The organism is Halorubrum sp. Ea8, from assembly GCF_002252925.1.
Taxonomy (GTDB): Archaea; Halobacteriota; Halobacteria; order Halobacteriales; family Haloferacaceae; genus Halorubrum.
The window spans coordinates 1-23181 of the sequence record NZ_NHPF01000152.1 but is presented as its reverse complement, the minus strand read 5'-3'; the positions used below and the strand labels follow the sequence as shown (position 1 = coordinate 23181).

At 59.4% G+C, this 23181-nt stretch carries 15 protein-coding genes and 5 pseudogenes; 11 read left to right on the top strand and 9 right to left on the bottom strand.

Features of this window, described 5'->3' with window-relative positions; all coding sequences use genetic code 11:
- The first annotated feature begins 20 nt into the window (after nucleotides 1-20).
- From DJ74_RS17315 to DJ74_RS17305, 3 genes are all read left to right on the top strand, one after another.
- Nucleotides 21-1412, top strand: coding sequence for an NCS2 family permease (locus DJ74_RS17315; RefSeq protein WP_094528051.1), 1392 nt, complete (start codon nucleotides 21-23; stop codon nucleotides 1410-1412).
- 177 nt (nucleotides 1413-1589) lie between these two features.
- Nucleotides 1590-2819: an MFS transporter gene (locus DJ74_RS17310; protein WP_094524402.1), complete on the top strand. Its 1230-nt coding sequence runs from the start codon at nucleotides 1590-1592 to the stop codon at nucleotides 2817-2819.
- A gap of 172 nt (nucleotides 2820-2991) precedes the next feature.
- Nucleotides 2992-4656, top strand: a complete 1665-nt coding sequence (locus DJ74_RS17305; protein WP_094528057.1) for an adenine deaminase — start codon at nucleotides 2992-2994, stop codon at nucleotides 4654-4656.
- A 145-nt stretch (nucleotides 4657-4801) separates the two neighbouring features.
- Here the strand turns inward: DJ74_RS17305 and DJ74_RS17300 are convergent, their stop codons facing one another.
- Together DJ74_RS17300 and DJ74_RS17295 are read right to left on the bottom strand one after the other, a co-directional pair.
- Nucleotides 4802-7243, bottom strand: a complete 2442-nt coding sequence (locus DJ74_RS17300) for a xanthine dehydrogenase family protein molybdopterin-binding subunit (RefSeq protein ID WP_094528050.1) — start codon at nucleotides 7241-7243, stop codon at nucleotides 4802-4804.
- Complete coding sequence (locus tag DJ74_RS17295) at nucleotides 7240-7788, bottom strand: (2Fe-2S)-binding protein (protein ID WP_176451377.1); 549 nt, start codon at nucleotides 7786-7788, stop codon at nucleotides 7240-7242. The genes DJ74_RS17300 and DJ74_RS17295 overlap by 4 nt, the downstream gene beginning before the upstream one ends.
- A 489-nt stretch (nucleotides 7789-8277) precedes the next feature.
- Here DJ74_RS17295 and DJ74_RS17290 point away from each other — a divergent pair, with 489 nt between their 5' ends.
- Together DJ74_RS17290 and DJ74_RS17285 are read left to right on the top strand one after the other, a co-directional pair.
- The gene (locus tag DJ74_RS17290) at nucleotides 8278-9696 is read left to right on the top strand and encodes an amidohydrolase family protein (RefSeq protein WP_094524404.1); all 1419 of its coding nucleotides are present in this window, start codon (nucleotides 8278-8280) and stop codon (nucleotides 9694-9696) included.
- 218 nt (nucleotides 9697-9914) lie between these two features.
- A complete protein-coding gene (locus DJ74_RS17285; RefSeq protein WP_094528049.1) occupies nucleotides 9915-10658 on the top strand; it encodes a transposase in 744 nt (247 codons plus the stop codon).
- 149 nt (nucleotides 10659-10807) lie between these two features.
- On the opposite strand, the gene DJ74_RS17280 is transcribed toward DJ74_RS17285, so the two are convergent.
- Nucleotides 10808-11971, bottom strand: a complete 1164-nt coding sequence (locus DJ74_RS17280; protein ID WP_094528048.1) for an XdhC family protein — start codon at nucleotides 11969-11971, stop codon at nucleotides 10808-10810.
- A gap of 148 nt (nucleotides 11972-12119) precedes the next feature.
- Between DJ74_RS17280 and DJ74_RS17275 the strand changes: the two are divergent.
- A pseudogene (locus DJ74_RS17275) lies at nucleotides 12120-13120 on the top strand (IS630 family transposase).
- 246 nt (nucleotides 13121-13366) lie between these two features.
- Here the strand turns inward: DJ74_RS17275 and DJ74_RS17270 are convergent.
- From DJ74_RS17270 to DJ74_RS17260, 3 genes and pseudogenes are all read right to left on the bottom strand, one after another.
- Nucleotides 13367-13693, bottom strand: a pseudogene (locus DJ74_RS17270) (PadR family transcriptional regulator); the annotation flags it as partial.
- 49 nt (nucleotides 13694-13742) lie between these two features.
- Complete coding sequence (locus DJ74_RS17265; RefSeq protein ID WP_094528047.1) at nucleotides 13743-15059, bottom strand: RNA-guided endonuclease TnpB family protein; 1317 nt, start codon at nucleotides 15057-15059, stop codon at nucleotides 13743-13745.
- 162 nt (nucleotides 15060-15221) lie between these two features.
- On the bottom strand, nucleotides 15222-16022 hold the full coding sequence (locus tag DJ74_RS17260; protein ID WP_094528046.1) for a hypothetical protein: 801 nt from the start codon (nucleotides 16020-16022) through the stop codon (nucleotides 15222-15224).
- Nucleotides 16023-16137: 115 nt separating this feature from the next.
- Between DJ74_RS17260 and DJ74_RS17255 the strand changes: the two genes are divergently transcribed.
- Nucleotides 16138-16626, top strand: a complete 489-nt coding sequence (locus DJ74_RS17255) for a winged helix-turn-helix domain-containing protein (RefSeq protein ID WP_094524409.1) — start codon at nucleotides 16138-16140, stop codon at nucleotides 16624-16626.
- A gap of 212 nt (nucleotides 16627-16838) precedes the next feature.
- A pseudogene (locus DJ74_RS17250) lies at nucleotides 16839-17258 on the top strand (RNA-guided endonuclease TnpB family protein); the annotation flags it as partial.
- On the opposite strand, the pseudogene DJ74_RS20080 reads toward DJ74_RS17250, so the two are convergent.
- Nucleotides 17244-17582, bottom strand: a pseudogene (locus tag DJ74_RS20080) (heavy metal translocating P-type ATPase); the annotation flags it as partial. The pseudogenes DJ74_RS17250 and DJ74_RS20080 sit on opposite strands and share 15 nt — an antisense overlap.
- A gap of 23 nt (nucleotides 17583-17605) precedes the next feature.
- Between DJ74_RS20080 and DJ74_RS19355 the strand changes: the two are divergent.
- Nucleotides 17606-17809, top strand: a complete 204-nt coding sequence (locus DJ74_RS19355) for a hypothetical protein (protein ID WP_176451375.1) — start codon at nucleotides 17606-17608, stop codon at nucleotides 17807-17809.
- A 407-nt stretch (nucleotides 17810-18216) separates the two neighbouring features.
- Here DJ74_RS19355 and DJ74_RS17240 read toward each other — a convergent pair whose 3' ends face one another.
- Nucleotides 18217-20937, bottom strand: coding sequence for a hypothetical protein (locus DJ74_RS17240; RefSeq protein WP_094528055.1), 2721 nt, complete (start codon nucleotides 20935-20937; stop codon nucleotides 18217-18219).
- Nucleotides 20938-21374: 437 nt separating this feature from the next.
- Here DJ74_RS17240 and DJ74_RS19780 point away from each other — a divergent pair.
- Nucleotides 21375-21589: pseudogene (locus tag DJ74_RS19780) on the top strand (hypothetical protein).
- On the opposite strand, the gene DJ74_RS18905 reads toward DJ74_RS19780, so the two are convergent.
- Nucleotides 21576-22124: a DUF6498-containing protein gene (locus DJ74_RS18905; protein ID WP_141212747.1), complete on the bottom strand. Its 549-nt coding sequence runs from the start codon at nucleotides 22122-22124 to the stop codon at nucleotides 21576-21578. The pseudogene DJ74_RS19780 and the gene DJ74_RS18905 sit on opposite strands and share 14 nt — an antisense overlap.
- 232 nt (nucleotides 22125-22356) lie before the next feature.
- Between DJ74_RS18905 and DJ74_RS17230 the strand changes: the two genes are divergently transcribed.
- Nucleotides 22357-23130 (top strand): hypothetical protein, encoded by a 774-nt coding sequence (locus DJ74_RS17230; protein WP_094524411.1) that lies wholly within the window; start codon nucleotides 22357-22359, stop codon nucleotides 23128-23130.
- Nucleotides 23131-23181: the final 51 nt, after the last annotated feature.

The window sequence follows — 23181 nt, the reverse complement described above, 5'->3', positions numbered from 1 at the left end:
GGTAGATAACGGGTTCATGGATGACAGACACTAGCAAGAACCGGTCACGCCTAGCGTCGTTCTTCGAGTTCGAAAAACATGACACCGATGTGAAAACGGAACTCGTCGCCGGGGTCACGACGTTCCTGACGATGTCGTACATCATCGTCGTGAACCCCGCCATCCTGTCTGCGGCGATCTCCATCGAGGGGTATTCCGACGGCCAAGTGTTCCAGATGCTCGCTATCACGACGATTCTGGCCGCCGCCGTCGGTACCACCGTAATGGCGCTGTACGCGAACCTGCCGTTCGGGCTCGCACCCGGGATGGGGTTGAACGCGTACTTCGCATTCACCGTCGTAATCGCGCTCGGGATTCCGTGGCAGACCGCACTGGCCGCGGTGTTCGTCGAGGGTCTCATCTTCATCGCGATGTCGTCGGTCGGTGCGAGACGATACATCATTGAATTCTTCCCCGAACCAGTGAAGTTCGCTATCGGTGCCGGTATCGGCCTGTTCCTGCTATTGCTGGGCCTTATCGAGACCAACATCGCCGTTGCGGACGACGCAACGCTCGTTTCGCTCGGCAACGTCGCGTCCGACCCGGTCGCCCTACTCGCACTCGCCGGGATCGGGTTCACAGTTTTCTTCTACGCCAAGGGGGTCACCGGCTCGATAATCCTCGGCATCCTGACGACGGCGGCCGCCGGATGGGGACTGACCTTCGCCGGTGTTGTCGACGGTGGTATCCTCACGCCAGAGAGCGTTCCTCCGATCCAGTACGACATCACACCGCTGGTCGGGGCGTTCCTCGACGGCTTCCAGAACATCGAGCCGATTTCCTTCGTTATAGTCGTGTTCACGTTCTTTTTCGTCGATTTCTTCGACACCGCCGGCACGCTGATCGGGGTCTCGCAGTTCGGCGACTTTCTCGACGAGGACGGGAATCTCCCCAACATGGAACGGCCGTTGATGGCTGATGCCATCGCAACCACCTTCGGTGCGATCATCGGTACGACAACGGTGACAACCTACGTCGAGAGCTCTACCGGCGTCGAAGAGGGCGGTCGGACCGGGCTCACTGCCCTCGTGGTCGCGCTGTTGTTCGTCGTGTCACTCGTCGCCGTCCCGGTGGTCGCCGCGATCCCAACGTACGCGTCATATATCGGGCTCATCCTCGTCGGCCTCATCATGCTTCAGGGGGTCACCGACATCCAGTGGGACACGGTTGATTGGCTCATCCCGGCCGGTCTAACCATCATCATGATGCCGTTGACGGCCTCGATCGCGAACGGGATCGCCGCGGGGATCATCAGCTATCCCATCGTCAAGACTGCACGGGGCGACTACCGTTCTATCCACGTGGGGCAATGGATACTGGCGGCGGCGTTTGTCCTCTACTTCTACGTCACCACCGGCGGTGTAATGAGCTGACACGCGGCCTCCGCCCAGCGTTTGATCGTCGACATCTCGGAATTACAGACCGCTTTTTCCGGTTGAGTACACATCTTTGGCTCTCGATGCGCTGTACTGGGAAACTCCGTCGGATGTCTCCCATCTCTGATGAGGGGATTTTTTAGTCACGGCGCTGCATCTCCGATACGAGTTCGAATGTCTTCAGAGGAGCGTATCGAAATACCTTGGTCGTCTGCCGCCTTCCAGACGGTGATCGCCTGTTCGCTCATCGGCGTCATGGGAGTCCCGCTCATCAGTCCCATCCTGCCCGAACTCCGTGGGGTGTTCGGCATCTCCGACACGCAGGCCGGGCTCATTATTACGGCTTACACCCTCCCGGGCGTACTTCTCACGCCGTTTATCGGATTTCTCTCGGATCACTTCGGCCGGCGACCCGTCGTCTTACCGCTCCTGTTCCTTTTCGGCCTGACCGGCGCAGCCATCGGCTTCGCTCCGCCTTTCGAGATCGTGTTACTCCTCCGACTTCTACAGGGAGTCGGCGCGAGTGGGCTGATGGTTCTCGCGATCACCCTTATCGGTGATTTCTACGACGACGAACAGCGTCACGCGGTCATCGGCGTCAACGGCAGCGCGATCGGCATCGGCGCAGCGACGTATCCGCTGATCGGTGGTGCACTCGCGTCGATCGGATGGAACGTCCCGTTCGCGTTCTTCGGCGTCAGCCTCGTCGTTGGCGTCGTCGCGCTGTTTTCGCTGACGGAGCCGTCGATCGATTCGCCGCCGTCGTTTCGCACGTACGCCGATCGGCTCACCGCTGCAGCACTCATGCCACAGGCCCTCGGGCTCTGGGTCGCCGCCTTTTTCACATTTTTTCTCTTCTACGGGGGCGTTCTCACGACCGTCTCCTTGCTGTTTAGCGACGTGTACGGCCTCGCTGCCGGGGAGATCGGGGTACTGTTCAGTATGGTCTCGATAGCCAACGCCACGATGGCATCACAGTACGGACGGGTGTCACAGCTCCTCCCGGCAAAACAACTGGTTGCACTCGGATTCGTCGGCTTCGGGGTCAGCCTGCTCGGCGTCTGGGCCGCCGGGACACCGATCGCAATCGGCGCGATGCTCGTCTGTTTCGGTCTCGGATTCGGGGTCGTGATGCCGTCGCTCGACACCACGACCGCCGGACTCGTCTCGGGCCAGCTTCGGGCGAGCATGCTTGGCGTGTTGACGAGCATGCTCTGGCTGGGACAGACCGTGGGTCCCATCGTGTTCACCAGTGTCGCCCAGAACGCGTTTGGTGATGCCGTCGCAGGCTACCGATTCCTGTTGGTATTCTGGGGAGCAAGCGCGGTCGTCGGCGGTTTGAGCGTGTTCGCCTACTTGACGCTCACGGCTAGAGCGGCGACTCACCACGCCGAGACGTCGTGAGGGGGCACCCGCGGCCAGCGAGTCGCGTGTGGGTGTTCGTGTTCCGGTCCGTCTCGGCTAAGCCGAACCACTTTTTGTCCGTGGTGACAGTCACTCAGTATGCGTTACGTTAGCACGGTATTCGAACGGAGCGCTGTCACGTGTGCTGAACGGTGTCCGAGTCGTGGGGCCGATGACTGACGCGGTCGACACCCTCGTCCGCGGCACAGTGGTAAATGTCAACACAGGATCGCTTGAAGACGGTGCCGTCGCCATCGACGACGGTGAAATCGTCGCGCTCGCGGAGCGTCCGGCCGAGCGCACTCTCGACGCCGGCTACGTCGCCCCCGGACTCATCGACGCCCACATGCACGTCGAGTCGAGCATGGTGACGCTGCCGGAGTACGGCAACGCGGTCCTGCCCCGGGGCGTGACAACCGTCATTCACGATCCGCACGAGATAGCGAACGTGCTGGGAGAGCCCGGCGTTCGCGCTGTCGTCGAGGACGCGGCGTACACGCCGCTGAAGGCCCGGTTTACCGTCCCTTCGAGCGTTCCGGCCTCTTCGCTGCAAGACGCCGGTGCGACGCTCTCCGCGGCGGCCGTGGACTCGCTGCTCGACCTCAATCCCGTCGTCGCCCTGGGCGAGGTGATGGATATCCCGGGACTGCTCGCGGGCGACGAGGAGGTACACGCGAAAATAGCGTCGGCACGGGAGCGCGGCCTCACGGTCGACGGTCACATGCCCGGCGTCGACGGCGCGGCTCTCCACGAAGCCGCCCGGTATCTAGACACAGACCACGAGAGCATCACGCTCAGCGAAGCGCGAACGCGAGCGGACCTCGGGATCCGGGTCTATCTGCGCGAGGGCTCTTCGAGCAAAAACCTCGCCGATCTCCTCCCGCTGACTGACGCGGTCGACGCTCGGCGGCTCTCGCTCTGTACCGACGACAGGGAAGTCGTCGACATCGTCGACCACGGTGGCGTCGACTTCGCGGTCCGAAAGGCGATTGACAAGGGTGCAGACCCCGTCGAGGTCGTCCAGATGGCGACGCTCAACACCGCCGAGAGCTACGACCTGCCGTTCGGACGGATCGCGCCCGGAGCGCCCGCCGACCTCGTGTTGCTCGACGATCTGGAGTCGTGGGACGTTTCCCACGTGATGGTCGACGGCGAACTGGACCCCGCAGCGTCGGAGCGGACCGGGGTCACGAATCTGGCGACGGACACCGTCCAGTTCGACCCTGTCGCGGGGACGGACCTCGCTATCGAGGCCCCCGCCGACGCCGCGGAGACGGCCTCCGTCCGCGTCATCGACGCTGTCGGCGGGCTACAGACCGAACCCATGGACGCCACCGTTCCAATCGACTCGGGCGTGCTGGTCCCCCCCGAGGACGAGGGCATCGCTTCGCTGGCCGTCATCGAGCGTCACGGTCGCGGCGGCGGTATCGGACGGGGATTCGTCCACGGTCTCGGCCTGCACCGCGGCGCTATCGGCTCCACCGTCGCCCACGACGCCCACAACTGCGTGGTCGCCGGCGCGGACCCCGACGCGATGGCCATTGTGGCAAACCACCTCCGTGATATTGACGGCGGTATCGCTGCTTTCGACCCGGCTACTGACCAGACTGTCTCGCTCGCGCTACCGGTCGCGGGGCTTATGTCCGACGCCCCGATCGAAACGGTGTACGAGGAGTACGAGCGGGTCGAGGCGTTCGCGACCGACCTCGGCCTCGTCGACAGCGGTCTCATGGAGCTGTCCTTCCTCGCGCTGGAGGTCATTCCGACCTACCGCCTGACGAACAACGGGTTGGTCGACGTACCGTCGGGCGAATACGTCGACGTGCTCCGGTCCTGATTAAGGTCTCGATGGCGATCCGTTTGGGGCCGTCGGTGCTTTCGTGTCACTGCCGCCGTGTCCGCTCTCCGACGAGGCCGTGCGTGTACCGGCAGCGCCCTCGGCGTCGACGATGTATACAGAGCTCCGAGAGCGGCGAACCGCCTCAGTCGTCGTCCAGTGCGGCCGCGATCTTCTCCGGGGTGATCGGCATGTCGCCGATCCTGACTCCAACGGCGCGACGGACGGCGTTGCTTAGCGCCGGCGGGACCCCGTTGACCGGAATCTCGGCGACCGACTTCGCGCCGAAGGGGCCAGTCGGCTCGTGGGTTTCGACGATGAGGGAGGTCAGCGGAGGCTGATCGGCCGTGGTTGGCATGTCGTAGTCGCGGAACCCAAGCGTCTGCGGCTGGCCGTCCTCGTCGAATGTGATACCGTCTCCGGTCGCCAGCTCATAGCTCATGTGCATCGCGCCCTCGATCTGCCCTTCGACGAGGGCAGGGTTGAGCGCCACGCCGCAGTCGACGGCGTACACCATATCGTGGATCTCGAACTCCCCGGTCTCCTCGTTTACCGTCACGTCGACGAACTGCGCGCCGAACGGTGGCGGCGATTCTTCGGTGCAGTGGCTCGCGTCACCCATAACTTGGGCGCGCACCTCGTCACCGTACATCGACTCGTACCCGATCTCTTCGAGCGAGACCGACTCGCCGGTGATCTCCGAGATGACAGCGCCGTCGTCGACGGTGAACGCCGACTCGGGTTCGCCAAGCATCCGCGAGGCGAACTCAAACAGCATTCCACGAGCCTCCTCGGCGGCTTTCTTGACCGCCTGCCCGGTGATGTACGTCGTCGACGAGGCGTAAGCCCCGTGGTCGAATGGAGAGATATCCGTGTCCGACGGCTGTACGAGCACGTCTTCCGGGGGTACGCTCAGCACCTCCGCCGCGATTTGCGCCATCACGGTGTCGGCTCCCGGTCCGATGTCGACGGCACCGGTCTGGAGGATGAACGAGGCGTCCTCGTTCATTTTGATATGCGCTGCGCCTAGTTCCTCGCCGGGGACGCCGCTGCCTTGGATTGTCAACGCCATGCCGCAGGCCCGGTGGAGATGGTCCGCTTCGGGTTGGTCGACATCGTCCCAGCCGATCGCCGCGCGCCCCTCAGCGATACACTCGTCCAGCCCACACGAGCGGATGCGTCGGCCGTACTCCTTGTCTTTGAGGATGCCGGAGGCCACCTCTAGGTCGCCCTCCGAGATCACGTTCCGCGAACGGAGATCGATTGGGTCGATATCGAGTTCGCGGGCGATCTCGTCCATGTGACCCTCGACGGCGAGGTGACCTTGCGGGGCACCGTAGCCACGGAAAGCACCTGCGATAGGCAGATTCGTGTGGACGGCGGTCATCTCGTAGCGGATGTTCGGTGTGTGCGTGTACAGGGGTAACGGCTTTTTGCCGACGGCGCTGGCAACGGTCATTCCGTGGGGACCGTACGCGCCAGAGTTCGTGACGGCTTCCATATCTATGGCTTCGAGTTCGCCGTCATCGGTCACGACGCTCCGTAGTTCGACGCGGGCAGGGCGGCGGTTGCGGAGTGCATGGAACTGTTCACGCCGCGTCGTCTCGACTTTTACCGGCCGGTCAGCGGCATCCGTGAGCGCCATCGTTAGCGGCTCGGTAATCATTCCTTGTTTCGAGCCAAATCCGGCCCCGATACGCGGCTTCGACACCTGAATATCTCGAATCGGCACGTCGAAGAGGTGGGAGAGCTGTCGGCGCGTATGGTACGGCACCTGCGTGCTGGAGATTAAGTGATACCGGTTGTCTTCGTCACGGTGGGCAATCGTGGTGTGGGGTTCGGGCACGCAGTGGGACTGGTACGGTGTCTCCCACTCAGTCTCGATCACCGTCAAATCCTCGCTCTCCTCTGCCTTTGAGAAGGCGGCGTCCACGTCACCGATTTCGCCCGACATCTGCGCCTCGATGTTCCGCTCGTAATCCGCGCCCGGCTGGAGGTTCTCCACGTCGTCGGCGCTGTGGAGTTGGGGCGCGTCAGGCTCCATCGCTTCGGCGGTATCAAAGACCGCGTCGTACTCGTCGTACGTGACGTCGAGTTTCCGTGCGGCCTTGCTTGCGGTGTCCTTGTCTTCGGCGACGACGGCGGCGATGGGGTCACCGACGAAGCGGACCGTCCGCCGGAGTACCCGGAGGTCCCACGGGGACGGCTCGGGATAGGACTGCCCGGCAGAGGTGTAGGGTTTCTCAGGAACTTCGGGGGAGTCAGGCGTGACGACGGCGTAGACGTCGTCCATCGCCTCCGCTGCACTCGTGTCGATGTCCGTCACGACGCCGTGTGCGATGTCCGATCGAACGACCTCGGCCTCAGCCAGGTCCGGGAACTCCCGGGCGTAGTCGGCAGTGTACTTCGCCTCACCGGTCACGATCTTTTTTGCGTCGTCCTTCTCCTCACTGTGTGAAACCGTTCGGCGCTCATTCGGTGCCTTCCGGTTATTCGGCGCCTCGTCCCAGTGGATCGGGTTGGATTCCGCTATTTTTTCAGTGTCGGTTGTCTTGTCTTCCGAATCTGGATCGTCAGTTCTGCTCATTTGTCGCTCCCTCCTTCGAGACAATCACAACCGTGACATGTGGCGTCGGTGGAAACACGGCCGCCGTCGGCCGCTACGTCTGCTTCGCCGGACATCCGGGTCGACGCGTCTTGGACCGCATCGATGATCTTTTCGTAGCCCGTACACCGACAGAGGTTCTCCGAGAGGGCGTCACGGATGTCAGCCTCGTCGGGATCTGGGTTCTCTTCCAGTAACGCCTTCGAACGCATGATCATGCCCGGAATACAGAACCCACACTGGAGTGCGGAGTTATCGACGAACGCCGACTGTACCGGTCCCAGATCGTCTTGCGTTCCCAGGCTCTCGATAGTCTCGACCTCTGTGCCGGCGAGTTGGCTCACCGGTCTGATACAGGACTTGACTGGATCGCCGTCGACGATCACCGTACAGAACCCGCAGTTCCCGGTGTCACAGCCCCGTTTCGCACCCGTATATCCGTTGTCTCGAAGGACATCGAGCAGTGTGTCAGAGCGTGCGATCTCAAACGTTACGTCGTCGCCGTTCAGTGTAATATCTATTTCCATATGGATCACTGTTGATCGTTATCCCGAGAGCAGTAAACATCCTCGGGCGAGATGCCGGGCTACAAACGCCCGTGATGGGGTGTCCGGGCGACGGGTCGAGTATTGATTCCCAATGCCCGGGATGCTAACTTGTCACAGGGAATAATACTTAAAATTTTTCATCGGGTACCTCGATTTCGGGTAGACGTGACCTATCCCCCTACGACGAGTACTTTTCTCGACAGGCCGTAGCCGACTCGATTCGAATTCGCCAGGGCTCTGCGGTCTCTTCGCACCGACCGTCATCACTCCGGTGGCTCCGATTCGAACTGCACGAGGGTCGGTACTGCAGGTGCGGCGTTAGACGCTTGGGGGTCGTGGACATTTATTACACGACGGATTCAATCCGCTACTCATGGGACTCGTACAACCACGCCGACGAAGTGACGGAATGCCGACGTGTAACAGTGACCCTGCTGACTGCTGGGCGAGTAAGGGTAGGCGAGGAGAATGACAGACGTACTGGTTACCAACGGAACGGTCGTCACGCAGAACGGGAGCCGTGAAATCATCGACAACGGTGCCGTCGCCGTTGAGGATGACAAGATATCAGCGGTCGGTCCGGCCGAGCGTCTCGAAGACGAGACGAGTCCGGACCGGATCATCGACGCCGAGGGCGGGGCGGTAATTCCCGGATTGGTAAACGCACATACCCACGTCTCCGATATCTTCCTCCGCGGAGCATTCGAAGGCGATCGAGGGTTGTACGATTGGCTGTTCAACGTGAAACAGCCTGCCCTCGCAGTGATGGACGCCGATGAGCACGCTCTCGCGGCGCGACTGTATTGCGTCGAAGCCATCCAGTCGGGAACGACCACGTTCGTCGAGAACGCAACGGCCCTCGACTGGACCGATCTCAAGCCGACACGACGGAAACTCGACGTCTACGACCAGCTCGGAATTCGAAACGTCTACGGCGCTGGACTCAGGGACCGCTCCCCGGACGAGGATTTCAGACGTCTGTTCGAGGAGATTACAGGCTCCGGGGGTGGATCCGTTCATCCGGGACCCGACGCACTCATTGTCGAAACCGAGGATGGGTTGGCGGATGTCGAATCACTCATTGAGGCGTATCACGAGCCTGAGGAGCGACAGTCGGTCTGGCCGGCCCCAGCGACGCTCGCGACTACAACGTCAGATATGCTCCGGGGAGCGTACCGGCTCGCCGAAGAATACGATGTGATGACGACAGCCCACGTCGCGGAGGCAGAAGCGGAGGTGAGAGAGCGAGGGGCGATATCGAGTATCGAATATCTTCGCAATGTCGGCTATTTAGGCGAGCGCGCACTGCTCGGCCACTGTGTCCAGACGAACGATCGAGACGTCCGCCTGCTCGCGAAGTCGAATACGCCGGTCGTGCACAATTATCGGGCGAACATGCAGCTTGCGACCGGTTTCGCGCCCATTGTCGATATGCTCGGGCGCGGCGTCACCGTCTGCCTCGGGACCGACAACACGATTCTGAACGACACGGTTAATCCCCTTTCCGACGCTCGAGCCGTTGCGACTGCACACAAGGGGTACCATCGCGATTCCGGAGTCGTCCCCGCAGGGACAGCGTTTGATATGGTGACGCGGGACGCTGCTCAGGCCATTGGACGCGGTGATGAACTCGGATCACTCGAACCCGGCACGCAGGCCGACCTTGTGGTGATCGACCTCGATCGACCGCATCTCACTCCAACTCCGGATCCAATACACACCCTCGTCTACGGCCTCCAAGGGGGAGAGGTCGAGACGGTCCTCTGTGCCGGCGAGGTTGTAATGGATAATCGAGAGCTGCTCACGCTGAAAGAACCTCTCTCCGAACTTCTTTCAACGGCCGAACGTACGGCCGCCGACATCGTTCGACGGGCTAACATCGAATGAACGACTTCGACCGATAGCCCCCGGAGTGGAGATTGACCCGCGGTTGTACGTGAGTTCGTGAGGAACTCTAGCTTCGATATCGCATTCGGCAGGCTTGGTGAGGTAAAGTCGACCGTCGCCGAGAACAGGCGAATTATGTTTAGAGTGCTCTGTTGAATCCACAGAAGACGGAGAGATAGCGTCGCTCTGAAGGTGGAAGCGAAGCGGAAGAGCCGAATGTGCCGAAACTACTCTTCCGCTTCGTTAAGCAAGCCGCGTCGCTGGCTCAAAAGCGCTGTGCCGCCAGTCCAACGGCGGTGAGTGATCCGACTGGCAACGGATTTCCCGGGTGGAAGCATGTCACGCTCCACTTTTTGCGGGTTCACATGGATGCGACGTACCGCGAAATCGTGGATTGGGCGAGTGAAATGGATCGGGTTCGTGGGCTGTTACAGCTCGCTCGAACGGCATTTCCCGTACCCTCAACGATGTACCGGTCGTTTGAGAGGGTGCCCATGTCCGTGTGGCGCGGCTTCCTTCGTGAGTCCGCGAACATCTGCGATCCGGGCTCGCACGGAGCCATCGATGCCACCTATTTCGATCGAGAAACGGCATCGAGACACTACCAACACCACTCGGATCGCCACATACGCACGCTCAAAACGACGGCCATAGTCGATACAAACTCGTGTGCCATCCTCGATCTTCACTGCTCGGCACACTGGCCTCACGATACGCAAACTGGCCGTCGAGTCGCCCTGCGTAACACCGAGAGAATCGAGAGTCTCGCCGGCGACAAAGGCTATGACGACCAATCTCTCCGGGACGCCCTCCGTTCAGCGGGCGTCCGGCCGTTGCTGCGTCACCGATTGTTCGCTGCGTACGATCACNNCGCTGTCCACCCTCGCGCGTGGTACCGCGAGTTCCGCGAGTTCGTGTTGACCGCCACAGTCTACAACCTCGAACAGGCTCTCAAACAGTGATCCCCACGCCGTCATCGGATTCAATAAAGCAGACTCTTCTATAGCCGATTCCCCCACCATAGCTCCTGGAGATCAGTAGATCGCTGGGTCAAAGCCTTCGCAGCTCTCCACAATGTCATCATCTAACCTTGACACTCTCGTGGGTATGATTAGGAATTCTGGATGGTAACAGAGACACGATCGTGGATTGGTCCCTCCTCGTCTCGCAAACGACCGCCCGACCGGCCATTGTGAATCGCGAGTGTCTCGCTCACGATGCTGAGGGCAATTTGGACTGGTTCACCGCCCCCAAGGTCAAGTCCAACCGGTGTCGATACCCGTTCGAGCTGGTCCTCTGTGAACGTCGCCCCATCCTTGGCGAGTTCGTCTTGAATCTGTTCAAAACGCTTTCGCGGCCCCATAAGTCCAATATAAGGGATTTCGGATGACTCCAGAAGCGCCTCAAGGGCAAGGCGGTCGTCGAGAAAGTTATGCGACATCAGGACTGCGTAGGTCATCTCGTCGGCCAGTTTTGCGAGATCGGTGGGACGCGTCGCCACAACCTCATGGGCGTGGGGAAAGTCTTCGTCAGCCGCCATAGCGCCGCGGGCAGATGCGACCATAACTTCGAATCCAACCGTGCGACCGAGGCGAGAGACCGGTTGAACGTCGTTCTGGTTTCCAAACAGGAGCAGTTGAGGCGCCGGTTTGATGCTATCAACGAAGACCCTAACCTCGCCATTCCTTGATGAGACCTCGACCGTTGCGGACTTCCCCTCAGTACGGAATTTCTTGGTGACAGACACGATTTCGTCAACGACCACCTCTGGAAGCGATTCACGTTCACTGGAAGGTGTGGGGTTACCGTTCGCGTCGACGACCGTGCGATCTCCTATCGAGACCGCTGGGTCGGTGGATTCGACGGAGGTCAGGACTGTCATCGGTTCCCTATTTTCCAGCACCGAAAGCATGGGCTCCACCGAGTTGTCTACGGGTTCCAACAGGAGGTCGATGACCCCGTTACACCCCAACCCGAGCCCCCACTCATCGTCGTCCATCAGATCGAACGTCTCGATCTGAGGACGACCAGTATCTCTGATTGACACCGCCAAATCGACGACCGGCCCCTCAAGACAGCCAGCCGTCACCGCGCCGAGGCTTTCCTCGTCGGCAGGGACGAGCATTTTTGCGCCCGGGCGGCGATAGGCAGACCCCTCGACATCGGTAATGGTCACAAGTACTGCGGGTTTGTCGTTTCTCAAGCTACGTCGTAGCTCTCGGAAGAGTTCCGGTTCTGAGATGCTCCATGGATCTGGGTCGCTGGGATTACTCATAGTCGCATATTCGTGTGGTTGTATATTTACTTGCTCCTTGAACCGGTCCAGGATGGACCGCCTTACTTTCGTTAAGCGCTCGGGATGAGGAGAGTTCGCACTATAGTAGCCGGTAGAACTTTTTACTCAGAAAGTGACGTTGTCTATAATGGAACACCTCAATGAGATCTCTGTCGAAGAACTCCAAGAGGCGCTTGACAATGTTGACGGAAACAAACCCACACAGCGGTTGTTAGCCGCGATCGCGTACAAAAATGATGTCGCGCAAACCGAACTTGCCGAGTGGTACGATACAGAACGAAAAACGATCTATAACTGGCTCAAGCGGCTCGATACGGACGACCCACTTGAACAGGCTGTTTCAGATGCTCACCGATCTGGACGAAAGCGAAAACTTTCAGAAAAACAGCAACAAGAGTTTGAGCAAACGGTCCACGAATCACCCCAAGAGATCGGCTTTGACGCGCCGGCGTGGACGCCGGCGCTCGTACAAGAATATCTTCAAGAAACGTACGGCGTTGAGTACTCAGTCCCGAGCTGTCGGCGGTTATTGAAAGAGGTTGGATTGAGTTATCAAAAACCACGTCGTTCAGCCGCTGAATCCGACGATGACGAGCAAGACGAGTTCTACGACGAGATTAAAAAAAGCGGCGGGAAATGGACGCCGCAGTAGTGTGTATCGATCAAACCAAGAAATCTGTCCAAGCTGAGCCGCGTGCCGCGTGGTTTCCGCGGGGCACGCGGCTTTCTGTTGAACTTTCAGGCCAATGAGACTGGACGTGTCTGCTGGGCGCGATCACCGAGGACGGTGATCGCTTCTTCTCTCGATTCACAGAGTACATCACCGCCGATCACGCGAAACATTTCATTTTGACACTATGTGAAGAATTTGAAGATGATCTAATCATCGTTCTCGATGGAGCACCATACTTTCAGGCGTCGGCCGTCACGGACCTCGCGGCCCGTGACGACCTCGCGTTTGTGACGTTCCCCTCGTACTCGTCGGAGTTGAACCCGGTCGAGGAATGCTGTAGACATCTTCAAACAACCCTTAGCAATCAGTTCTTCGACTCGCTCGACGAATTTACAGCAGCAATCGACACCGCTCTCCTTCAACTCTCGATACCAGACGTGAGTAATTACTTCTAGTATTTACTATAATGCTTCAGCGTAGCGTGCGATGTAGCGGAGCTGCTCAGGCGAGTACCCATTGAGGGTGTCGACCATCTCTGCCGAGAGGTCTGCCGGCGGGGTCGGTGACTCGTAGGACATCAGCGGTCGCCCCGTGTTAACCAACAGAGCGGGTATCGGCATAGATTTGTTGGTTAATCAGATATCGTCTCTTCACGGGTTGAAGAGTATGAATAGCAAACTATTCGGGAATAGAACGCCCCATTAGATGTCGTCGGGACGGGGCGCGTTCTCGTACTTGACCATCTTCTCGGATTTATCGCTGATGGTGTCGTAGATCTGTTGGAGTGTCTCTTCAGCGGCGAGCAGGTTGTGCTCCTCCAGGAACTCCTGACCCTCTTCGGTGAGACCGTAGAACTTCCAGGGGTAGCCCTGTCGGCGCTGGTCGTCGTCCAGGGCGACCTCCTTCACGATGCCCTCATCGATCAGCTTCTGGATGTGCTTGTCAACGGTCGCATCGCTCACACTGGGATTGAGCTCCTCGAGTTCGTACATCGATGGGAGCTGTTGGGGGTGAGCAAGAATATCGCTGTTGACATCCTCCTCCGCGTGAACGCGGAGGAATCCCGAGGTTGGGATATTAGGGTTTGGAGTCTCCCACCTCTCGTTGCGGTTGGAATCCGCAGGAGAGGTCGTACAGGTAGACGCCGGGCTGTGCCAACCAGCCGGTACTCCTATCCCCGGACAACTGCCCGGTAGACTCGGAGTTACTTTCCTCGTTGATGTCCAGACGGATGTTTTCCGCCCCGTTCACGTCCGCGTTGAACGCCGCATCACACGACTCGCAGACGTACAACCCGCGTTCGACACGCTGGCTGTCGTCTTCTCTTCCACAAACGCAACACGTTTTACTCGTGTCACGTTCGGACACTTCCATGACCTCGATGCCCTCAACTTTCGCTTTGTACTCGAGGATCGACGTGAAGCGGTCGAACGCCCACCCGTGTAGGTCGAGGTTTCCGTGCCGACCCCAGTTCTTCGACTTGCCGTTCTCGTCCTCGCGGACGCCTTCCAAGTCCCCGACGTTGATGCGACCCACACTACGCTCGATACATTTCTCCACGATGTGTTTGGCGAGACTGTGGAAGAAGTGGGTGCGGCGTTCCGACCATTTGTGATGAAGTCGCGTGGCCCTGTCGCCACTGCTGTCGTCACAGTTGGCGATTTCTTTCGGGAAGTAGTACCCGTCCTGTTTCAGGCGGTTGCCGGGATAGAGGTCGGCGTCTTCGGTGCTGTAGGCGACAGCGGCGAAGTTGCTGATACCGAGATCAATGCCCGCAGTCTCGGTTCCGGGAGCGTCGGGCGTCTCGATTTCGTCCTTGCAGACGAGGTGTAACTCCCATCGCTCCTTTGTTTGGTCGTAGACAGCACGAACCTGTTGCAGGTTCTCAACCTCGACGCCGGGGCGTGTCTCGTATTCGACAAGGATGTACTCCCACGCTTTCGGATGTTCTTTGTGGCTCGCTCCCTTGGAGAGGCGGACACGGTTGTTCTTAGTGTCGTGTCGGATGCCGTTCTGTTTCCACGTCACCGTACTGCGTGGGTGTTCTTCGTGGACGCGACGACCCTGTTGGTCGTAGTAGTTTTGTTTGCGGTAGCCGGGCGGATTGTCTCGTTCGTCATCACTGGAGTACCACGAGTTGAAGGCTTCAGCGAGTTCCTCCAGAACCCGCTGACTGGACTGACTGTGCAGTCCCTTGTACTTGTCGTGACCTTTCAACTCGTTTTTCAACTCCTCGTGGTCGGGAATCTCCCCGGTCTCCTCCCAGACTTGGCGGGAGTGGTAGTTGGCGACGTTCCAGAGTTTGCTGGCACTCCACCCGTGTCGGTCAAGCGAGCCCTCTACCTGACTGTAATTGAGGATTTTCGCTCGATGGGTTCGGTGGACTTCCAGCATTCTGAACGCCTGTATAATTGCTTATAATCGCTTCTCTTCTAAAGAATGGGATTGAGAACGGTGGAATATCCAGTCCTGTCGAAGTCAGTAGAACGTGTCACGGAGTGACGGCGCGTATCCACGGCCTGAAGGCCGTGGTATTGCGCCAATTCAGCGTATAATTCACTGGTCCTCACGCTCTTCCCACTCCGGACGTGGTGTCGGGGACGGGAGTTCGTCAACCTCAGTTCGAAGTTCGTCCTCTGTCGTCCACGGGAAGCACCGTTCGTGGAGTTCGAATTTACGGAATTTGTTGAGATGGACCCAACTGTACGTTGTCGGCTCTTCGTCCTCATCTGCCCGCTCGTCGATCACATCCCACACCTCCTGTTCGTCGATGTCGAGACCGCTCTCTTGGGCGCGATCGACGAGCGACTCGACGTTTGCTTGGACTTCATCCGTCGACAAATCGTCTGTGAACGCTATCTCAAGGGCGGCCTGAATGACGTGCTGTGGCGAGTCAAGGTTCTCGTCAGTCACCCACGCGTAATCACGTGGGAACACGTACGACTTGTCGAAATACGGCGGGTCATCGATCTCGCCCAATTCAGGCGCCTCCCCACCACTCTCCTTCTCGAAGACCCCAACGATGTAGTCGCTGTACGTCGCGAGCAACGAAAACATGATATCGAACGTATTGAGGCGGTCAGTCGAAAGTTCGAGGAGATCACCCATGATGAACGGATAGGCACCGAGCTGCTTCGTGAGTTCGTTCTGGACGGCGCGAAGCCGGCGGATATAGGGGTCGCGATAGCTCCCCAAGATAAAATACGATGTCCGCTGACTCCAGAGATACGGCAATTCACGCTGGGTGAACCGCCAGATTTCCCGTTTCTCTGCAGGCTCAAGTTCGATGCCCCCGACGGCCTCGTGAACAACGGTCATAATATCCCCAGCGTCCGGCGGCGGGCTTGGGTCGGTCATTAGCTGTTGATTCAAACCACATCACCTTATCCTTTCTGAACCACTTTGATTTTTTCTGATTTAACTAACTTGGACGACCCTAACTGTTATAGCGTCCTACACCGTACTGCCACGTATGAGCGAAACCGACGCTGGCCCGGCCGATGGAGGGCCGTTCGCGGAACAGCAGCGGCTATTCAAGCTGCTGTCCCAAGATACGCGCCACCTTATCATCCAGGAGCTGCTGGGCCATCCCGCCCATCTGATGTCGCTCGCCGAACTCGAGTATATGACCGGGAAGAGCCAGGCGGCCATCAAAGACCAGTTGGAGACGTTGATCGACGCCGGGCTCCTCGCACGCTACACGTACGATCCAAGCGAGGGAAAGCGTGATCTCCCCTCTCAGTTCTACGGGTTCACAGAGCGGGGGGTCGAGGTCCTCCACGACTACAAGTATCTCCGTGGCCTTCCGGTCGCACGTGCCCTCTACGAGAACACGCGTAAGACCGAGAAAATCGAGCGCCACGAATCGGCCCCACGTCCGGAGCTTCCGGATGCTGTCGCGGCAGCCCTCGAGTTCGACGAGCCCGTTCTCGACACAGTCGATGGTGGCACAAACTCGTAGTTCGTTGTCGAACAGCACGGTTCTCGACGCTGCAGAGACGGGACGTCGACTTCGTACCTTGGTCAGCGTATCCGGGGCGGAACCTCCAGCCTTGAGGAGTGGGCGAAACGAACGAGTAGGCCAGAGAGCAAGTCGACAACTCCACCACATTTGACGGACTGTTGCCGTTCTCTCTCCCAGTATTTATAAACTATCAGACACATATCTGACATATGGAGGTGCGGCGGACCGTCCCGATCAAACTCAACGTAGATAGTGATGACGCCGCACTTCTCCGTGAAACCGTCGATGAATTTCAATGGGCCGCCAACTACGTCGTTGATCACGCTTGGCAGGGCGAATACAAAACAACGAGCAAGGCCCAGTTACAGGAGGAAACCTACGGCGACGTGCGTGACCAGACGCGATTACACGCCAATCTCGTCCAGAACGCTCGCAACAAGGCCGCCGACGCCATACAGAGCGTCGTCGCCCGTTGGAAGCAAGGCGAGTATGCGGGGAAACCGCACTTCTCGACCCCGACTATCGTTTACGACAAGCGATGCGCGACCTTCCACGACGAGTACGTCTCGCTGGCAACTGTTGACGGGCGTATCGAAATCGAGTACATCCTGCCAGACGGCGGCCGCGAGCGAGAGCAACTCGTCGGCAGTCAGCGACTCGTCCGCGGGGCCGTCCCGCACGAACACGTCCGTCAGCTGTGTTTCGCCCCGCGTGAGCGTGCCCGTCTTGTCGAATGCGACCGCGTCGATGTTCGCGGCCGTCTCGACGTGTTCGCCACCTTTGAATAGAACGCCCTGCCGGCCACCGGAGGCGATTGCTGATAACACCGCCGCCGGCGTAGAGATGATGACGGCACACGGCGACGCGGCGACCATCAGGGTCATCGCACGATAGAACGTGCTGGTAAACTCGTTCCCGATCAGGAGCGGTATCGCGATTGCCGCGTTCGTCAGCACTCACACTCGCCAGATACCCCGTGTCGTCGATCACCCGGGACAGCAGGCGGTTCCACGGGAGGACCTCATCTTCGGACGGCGTCGCACAGCCGCTGAGGGTCCGCCGCGTTGTGAGGAGGTCGAACGTGACACTGGAGGTGAAAATGACTAAGTTGATGACGACCGTCTTCGACATCGAAACAACATGGTTCGAGACCGATGACGAACTCACTAAGAGTTCGTGAACACTGTCACCTCTGATTGTACGCTCAATTTCGAACTCTTTTGAGAGAACATCTCGGGGTCCATGAGAGAGCAACTTCTCCACCGGACCCATTCTGTATTCCGGCGATGATTTTCACCGTATCACCCTTATGTAGGTCTAATTCATACGTCTGATCTCGTTGTGTCGTGTCATCGACACGGACATCATCAGAGCCTCTTTTCAATGCCGAACAACTCCCCGGGGGCAGATGCTACAGTCACGCTTGTTGCAGACAGATATGCTCTCCCGTCCATGTATGCGGTTTGAACGGGAGAGCATAAAATAGATGTTTAGAAAATACGGATACTTTAGTTACTTACACAGATGCGTTCTGTTTCTGCATCTGTAGTGTATTGGAGTTGTGTTCGAATGGAGAGTTACAGTCCTCTACCTGTCCTGGTTAAGCGGTTCGCGGTGGAGTACCTCGCTCTCATTGAAGACGACAATGGCCATCTCAGGCTCCGAGTCGATCGTAACGCTAGTCTCGTCGCCGGCGGTCACCTCGTCGGCGTCGGAATCCCAAGAGTGCAATCCGTCGGTCGCGGGTTCCACGACCACGTCAACCTGGCCAGCGTCTAGCGCGTCACCGCCGGCGTGCGTGAACGTCACGACGCCCCCGTCGCCATCCTCAGCCGGTTCATACACGACCTCGAACGTCGCCTGCGGGGAGATCACGTGCTCGGTTACGGTTCGGGTCTCCTCGCCAGCAGTCCACTCGACAGTGATCGTTGTGCCGGCGGACAGATCACCAAGCGACAGCGTCTCCCCACCGGTCAGTCGGTCCGTCTCATCGGCGGGCTGGTCTGTTGTGGGCTCACCATCGATCAGAACCTGGAAGACATCGGCGTTGCGACGAACCTCGCCGACGTAGCGGAGCGTCGTCCCCGACGCTTCGTTGTCGCCCCCGTCTCCTTCGTCAACGACGAATCCGCGGCGGGGTGCCGCCGAGAAGTGAGCGACGGAGCTGGTCGCCGACCCGTTCTCAAACTCGGTGTGGACGCTGACGACAACGGTGTCGTCGAGCCCGACGTCGTCGACCGTGATCGTGTCTCCCGTCGTTAGTTTGTCGTGCTCGGACGCAAACGCCGACTCCTGATCGTCTTCTCGTCCCTGGAAGTCACCAGCACTGTTCACCGACACGCGCAGTCGTTCGGGGTCGGCAGGCTGTTCGCCGACGTACTCGATCGTCATCGCCTCGGAGTCAATATCGTAGGTCGCCGCGAGTGCGTCGCGTGCCGTGGTTGTGCCGCCAATATGGTGTTCGCGGTCGCCGCCGGTCCACACGAGTCGGACCCGCAGGAGTGGGGGTACTGGAGCAGTGAATGAGTCATCCGGACCAAACTCGTCGAGTTTGTCCGCGGGCTGGACATCGGCCGGGGTGCGACCGACCTGGAGCGCTAACTCTGACGCTGGAAGCGCCCGACCGCCTCGGTGTTGGACCGTAATCTCGCCGGCGTCCGGGTCGTATTCGATCGATGCGCGCGTGTTCGGAACGACCTCATGTTCGGCAATGACAACCGGTTCGTCTGGCTCCTGCCACTCGACTGCGACTGTACTTCTCAGGGGAAGTTCGCCGAGAACCATCTCCTCGTCGCCCGAGAGTGTATCGTGTTCGTCAGCAAACTGCGTGTCAGCTGTCTCTCCGTCGACCAGCGTCACGAACGCGTCAGCAGGGCGAGACTCCTCTCCGTCGTACCTGACTGTGGTCCCGTCTTCGGCATGTGAGTGGATCCAAACACGCGGGGGGCGGGCACGGTAATGGATGAGCGACCTGCCACCCATCGGTTTCTCAACGTCGAACTCTAGCTGTACACTGTCGCCAATCGACACGTCCGTGACGGTGACTGTATCGCCAGGTTCGAGGGTTCCGTCGGTGAATTCCTCGCCGACTGTTTGGACGCCTCCCTCGCCGCGGTGGACCAGCTGAAGGCTACTTGCGTCGGCGGGGCGCTCGGCCTCGTAGCTGAGTTTCAACGTTTCGGCATTCATCTCGTACTCGACGTCGAACGCCTCGCGGTCGACCTGTTCGCGAGCGTACGTGTCGTAGACATTCGCGTCCGGGTCGAACCACCGCAGCATCACGGTTGCGATCAGTCCAGTCTCGACAGCGATCTCATCGCCGGCCGTGAATTCCTCGCCGTCGAAGACCGTGTCGCTCACCTCATCGCCGTCGTGCCACACTTCCAGCTCGTCGGCCGGCACCGCCTCGCCTTCAACATGCTCGAACGTCACGGTGCCGGCAGCGCGGTCGTATTGCGACCGGATGTGGGCATCCGGTGACGCCTCACGGTCAAATTCCGGCGGGGCCTCGACGACGGTGTCGACGAGTACGAGTCCGTCGGTTCGGGTGATGTCCATCTCGACCGGGACGGCGGGGTCGACGGTACGCACGAGTCGCTCGATGGTCTCGTCGTCGAGCCCGTCGGCGTCATCAGCCGGGCGGATCACATACGCGTTCTCCGCCGTTCCGTCGAGGTCTCTGAGGTCGTCAGGATCGGTCTCGAAGCCGGCGGCGAACGCGTCTACGTCCTCGGGGACCGCGGGCGGAAACGGACCATCGGCAGCGTCCGGAATCAAAAGCACCGTCTCGAATCCACCAAGTCGAGGGAGGGCGGCCGCGCCCAGCGGCGATTCCGCAAGGCGATCGACATCGTCGGCGGCCGCACGGCCGGCGGCGCGAGCGACTTCGATCCGCCGATCGCTCCTGTCGTCTTCCGCCGAGTCCGAACGACTGCGAGGACTTGGCGAATCCCCACTGCCGGTCGCAGTGGCCGCCACGCCGTCACCGGTGAGGAACGCGGTCTCACCGTCATCGGCGAGTCGCCAGTCGGCAGGGAGTTCGTCCGTCGTCTCGGCCTCCGCGGGGACCTCGTCGTCCGACTCACCGCCGGTATCACCGCCTCCCTCGCCGACCGCAATCGTCTCACCGCGGTCGAGTCGGTCGAAGCCGCCAGCTGCCGTCACCAGCTGGAACCCACGTTCGGCCGAAGTGACCGCGACCGTCGCAGACAACTCGTCGGCGTCAATGTCGAGCCGCTCAGTCGCGGAACGGGCGCGGTGGCTCAGTTCCTCTGCCGCGTCGGCGTCGATGCGCTCCGCAATGACTATCGCGTACGTCGTCGACAGCGCGTCGCCCGCCGGAACAGGGAGGAAGGCGTCGGCGAATGGTGCCGAAATATCGATGTCAAGGGCGGTCGGTGTCCCGGCCGGTCGGCCAGAAACGTTCACGTCGGTTTCAGAGGTGAGAACACCTGTCAGCGCTGCGAGCGTCAGGGCGCTTCCTCCGAGGAAGCCCCGACGGGAGGGTCGTACCATACGCAGAGATACCGACACCGCACATAAAAACGGCCGATAATACAAATCGTTATTGTAGTCTTCAAGCATCGGCTGCTCCCGTTATGCCATCGCTGACCGCCAGCTTCGCTATTTGCGTGTGAGACTGATCGCTCAGTACAGATAGTTCAACGAATAGCATTTTTATGCGGCGTTGTATCTGAAGGATAATAGCTCACCAGAGCTGAATAGTTGTAATGAGAGATGTTCGAATGACAGGAGATAGCAGTTCCAACCACGTTGCCAGTCAACCGGTTGTTGTTCAGGAGGTACCCATCAGAACGAGATACCAGACAATATCGACTCAGAGCTGTATTCGGCAGAATGCCACATCAACTCGTTCCACGAATTCAAAATTGTGCCTGGAGGCGAGCTTGTTGAAGCACTCCGCAACAACGGCTACACGGTAGATTTCAGAGACCGATAATGACAATGAGCGTCAACTGAGCGGGCGTTCGGAGTAGTTCTCGCGCAGAGACGTTGGTGTACTCTCGCCGTCCGAGATACCCGATCATGAACTCGGCACCGTGTGCGAACACCAACGCGCCAATTCCGAGTAGAAGGTTGATAGACAGCACTATTGAGCGATCAACTGACAGCCAGTACAACGCGCTTGGTGGGACGACTGAGAGCGCCCATGTGCCAAGCATTGAGAGTCCAAACGGGACGTTTCGCGGATAGATCGGCGGCCATCCGGGTCGAGGACACCACCCGCCTCGTTTCTCGCGGAGTTCGTGTAACGGTTCGATCTGACCGACAACGTCGGGGGAGTCACGCTCATCAAAGAGTATTTTTCTGACTCCCAACAGCACCGTGCTGAACGCTTCAATCCAATATATAATGAGGAGTGCCCAGGGGTCCCATCCCAAAACAATAACCCCGATAAGCGGCACGAGATTTGCACCGATGAGGACGAGGCTTTCGAGCGAGCGGAGTGGCGAGGTGGAGGGCGATGCGTGCATACTTCGGTACGGGTATTGACCGATTGAGTCGACTCTTGAATATATAAGATGGTTCGTACATCACCGATGGCAAAGTTTCTGACGCGACAGCACCGAATTAGAGAAGAGAGTGTGTACACTGCGCTCTTGAGACAGCGAAACAGGGACGATTCCGTACCGATACCCCCTCAGAGTGAGAATATCGCTCTTATTTCGGGCATTTTATTGGAGGGGACTAAGAGATACTACTCGAATGGCCCTCCAACTCAGCCATGCGGTTAGCGACGGTATTCGGCGTACACTCACCCGAACTGGTGGAATCCTCTTCGTTGGGTTCCTCGTGATTCAGTTCGGGATTCAAACAGCTGTCAACAGTACTGTTCTCGGGTATCTCCCGCCCCAAGCCGCGGCGCAGTTTAGCCGCAACGCTGGGCTCGCGCTTCCGATGTCTGGAAATGTCGGACTTGCTCTGTTTGGTGTACTCATCATTCTGAGCTCGGTGTACTTTGTGATTCTCTCTCGAACGTTTGCTCAACCACTGAGCGAGATGTCGACGTTTCCCGCGCCGGCGACGCAGCGACTCGGGCGAGCCACGGCAATCGCGCTGGTCGGTGGACTGATCGTGAGCATCACGGTGATGATTGGCTTCTTCCTCCTGTTCATCCCGGGGCTGTTCTTTGCGGCCTCGTTCCTGTTTTTCATCTTCGCCGTTGCCGTCGAAGATCGCGGCATCATCAGTAGCCTCAAACGGAGTTGGGGGCTGGCTCGCGGTTCCCGGCTTAAACTCGGCGTCCTTGTCGTTGTGTCCGCCCTGTTCGGCGGGGTTATCGGTGGTGTCGCACCGCTGTTGGATCTCGCTGGTGTGCCGGTCGCCGCTGATGTCGTAACGGTCGTTCTCACGACAGTATTTTTCCTGCCGTACTATGCGATCATCGCGTCGGCGTACCTCCAACTGCGTGACGACCGAGACGTTTCCAACCGGTCGACAACAGAGCCCATCGACGCGTCACAGGTACCTGAACTCTAGTCGGTTCGCTCACCCCTGCTGAAACCCTCGGTACGCAATATATTCCTGTGC